Annotated in this window: 3 protein-coding genes; all 3 read right to left on the bottom strand. The window is 62.3% G+C overall.

Annotated elements, in window-relative coordinates:
• Positions 1–125 precede the first annotated feature (125 nt).
• Entirely contained in the window at positions 126–917 is a 792-nt protein-coding gene (locus E6C55_RS33075; RefSeq protein WP_136374100.1) for an ExeA family protein, read from the bottom strand.
• Positions 914–2,302 (bottom strand): DDE-type integrase/transposase/recombinase, encoded by a 1,389-nt coding sequence (locus tag E6C55_RS33070; RefSeq protein ID WP_136374099.1) that lies wholly within the window; start codon positions 2,300–2,302, stop codon positions 914–916. Before E6C55_RS33070 ends, E6C55_RS33075 begins: the two co-directional genes overlap by 4 nt.
• A 103-nt stretch (positions 2,303–2,405) precedes the next feature.
• Positions 2,406–2,701 (bottom strand): hypothetical protein (locus E6C55_RS33065; RefSeq protein WP_211093702.1); only part of this gene is annotated, 296 nt, incomplete at its 5' end.

Genomic DNA, 2,701 nt, shown 5'->3' with positions numbered 1-2,701 from the left:
TGTTAACGCTCACGTACTTTGTCGGTGAAAGAATCACCGACAATGACGTGGGCGTTCGTGCGTCAGGCACGACAGCTGCCTGAGAAGCCTAACGCCAATCATCAGGGGAGTGGAAAAACGGCAGGTCACCCTGCCGTCCCTCGTTGCCGCTCCATATCGGTGAGCACGCGGCCAATATGCATCTCTTCCACAACTTCCGTTTCATTTCCTTCGGCCTCGAATAGGACTTGGCTGCAAATCTGGTTCACCACGCGCGGCAGGCCCTGGCTTGCCGCATAGAGCATCTGGATGGCGCTCTCAGAGAAGACCGGACGCTGTAACTTGGCCACTTCCAGATGGTGCCGGACGTAGGCCGCCGTCTCCTCCCGGCTCATGCCGCTCAGGTGGTATTGGATGCCAATACGCTGGCTAATTGCCTCATACTTCTTGAGGCGCAGCCGCTTGCGCAGCTCTGGCTGCCCGGCGAGCAACACCGGAAACAGGGAGCGTGCGTCCATCTGGTGGTTCATCACAAAGCGCAACTCAAGCAGCATGGCTTCGCTCATCTCGTGCGCCTCATCAATCACGACGACGACCTCGCGTTCGGCCTGCGCTTCCCGACGGGCCATCACCTCGCTCCATAATCGTCTCGCTTTGGCGACCGAATAGGGCGGCTCTTCTTCCACATGGGTGAGCAGCTGTACGTAGAAATCGCGCGGCTTCAGATCAGCCAGACTGAGATAAATCGGCAACGTGCGCATCGGATCGAGCGAGCGGAACAAACGCCGCAGGAGTGCGGACTTGCCGCTGCCCACCTCGCCGGTCAGCACGCCGAGCAGCCGGTTTTCCACGGCCAACATTAGCCGGGCATACGCCTCGCGGTGTCCCAGGAACGCGTAACAGGCATCCAGTTCACGGGTGAACGGGCGAATTGTCATGGCCGCTCACCGCCTTTGCGCCGCGCATACTGCACGGCGGCTTCCTGCCAGGAAGCCTGGCGCTTTTTCTCCGCCAGTTCCAGAAACGACAGGGATTCTTCGGGCGCATCGGTCATCTCCGCCGGCGGCTGCGCTTGGCACGTCCGGCTTCGCCGTCGCGTAAGCTCGAGCGGCACGGCATCGGCATGCCGCTTGTCCTCGAACCACACCTGCAACTCCGTCAGATCAAACGGATCATAGCGCAAGGAAATCCGTTTGCCCGCAAGTGCCGAATCGACCTCGTAGGTGTTGCGGCTGAGCTGGATGCAGCCCGTCTTGTCTACCGAGCGCTCCTCTTCCCATAGGAATAGCTCGTTCAGTTCACCCAGCGGCTTGCGCTTGCGCGGACGCTCGCTCGCTTCAAACCGCGTCTTGGGGGACTGCTTCGTACTGCCATGCTCGCGCTCGTGGTAATAGCCGTCCAGCCAGCTGCGCAGCGCCGCGTTCAGTTCCTCCAGCGTCGTCACCTCGCCTCGGTCAATAAGTGCCTGCACTTCCGGACGGAAGCTGGAGTCCACAAACTGGAACAGGCGTTCAACCTTTCCGCGTCCCTGGGGACGGTACGGGCGACTGTGGCTGAGCCGGATGCCTAGACGGCCGCAGATTCGCGCCAGATGGTGGGCGGAGAAGGCCGAGCCGTTGTCGCAGTAGAACGTCTCGGGGATGCCGTGCTTCAGAATCGCTTTCTTGAGACTGTCCTCGAGCCGCGGCAACTGCTCGTCCCAGTAGATCTGCGCGTGCAACACATAGCGGCTGTAATCGTCCAGAATTGCCAGCAGGATCGTTTTGCGCTTCTTCTTCGGCTGCTTGGGATCGGGCAGATAGACGAAATGCTTGAAGTCGGCCTGCAGCAGTTCCAGGATATCGCCAGCTTCAAATCGGCGAAACGTGCTGGACGGCGAGGCGTCCATCACTTGCCCGCGGCTTACGCCAGCGCGGCGCAGTTGCCGGGCGAGTGTGCTGGGGGCGACTTCCCCGGGCGCGGCCAGGCCGCCCTCCACGAGCAGAAAGATCAGCTGCTCCACGCTTCGCGCCGGGCGCTCCTTTCGGAGCTGAATCGCCTGCTGGAGTACGGCGGCGTCCAGCTTGCTCCGTCCATTCGCATCCTTGGGACGCGGTTTGAGTGCCTCCCAGCCGCCCGCGCGGTACGCCTGCAGATAGCGCTCAAGCGTCCGTACGCTAACGGTCTGCCGGCGGCTGCCGGGCAGTTCGTACTGCCGGGCGGCGGTTTCGCGCAGCCACTGCGCCAGTTCTCCCGGCGCCATCGGGGTTTGCCGGCTGACGACCGGCGCAATGAGTGCGTACCGGGCGGCAGCAATTTGTTCGTCCTGCATGCTTGCTGTCATGAAAATGAGGCCTCCTGCCGAGATGGAATCGGACCATGCGTCCTTGCTCCACTTTACAGGCAGCCCCGCGCCGCCAGCCACGGCCAGCTTGTGTGGGATGCATTCAGCCGGCTGCCGTCATCGGTGAGCGGTCGAGCTGCAGCAGGCAGGCAAAGAGCGAACCGGACCCAGGATGGGCCGCCCATACCTCAAAGAGCAGAAGCCAGTTGCCGCGCCGCCCCCTTGGCATTTCCCGATCCAGGCCAAGATGAAAGAGAACCGCCCAGAGCCGCTCTTCATGGGCATCCCGTCGTCGGTTCCACGTTTGTCGCCAGCGTCGGATCGTCTTCTGACTGTACCCGCCGCCTGCGTAGACCTCGCTCACTTCCGCGATCTCCGCCAGGCTGCATCCTTCCGCCG

It is taken from the genome of Cohnella fermenti (assembly GCF_004801405.1).
In the GTDB taxonomy this organism is placed as follows: domain Bacteria; phylum Bacillota; class Bacilli; order Paenibacillales; family Paenibacillaceae; genus Cohnella; species Cohnella fermenti.
This window is presented reverse-complemented; position numbering and strand designations above follow the sequence as displayed.

Coding starts and splice junctions, on each gene's coding strand:
- E6C55_RS33075 (WP_136374100.1), bottom strand. CDS start 917: ATGACAATTCGCCCGTTCACCCGTGAACTGGATGCCTGTTACGCGTTC.
- E6C55_RS33070 (WP_136374099.1), bottom strand. CDS start 2,302: ATGACAGCAAGCATGCAGGACGAACAAATTGCTGCCGCCCGGTACGCA.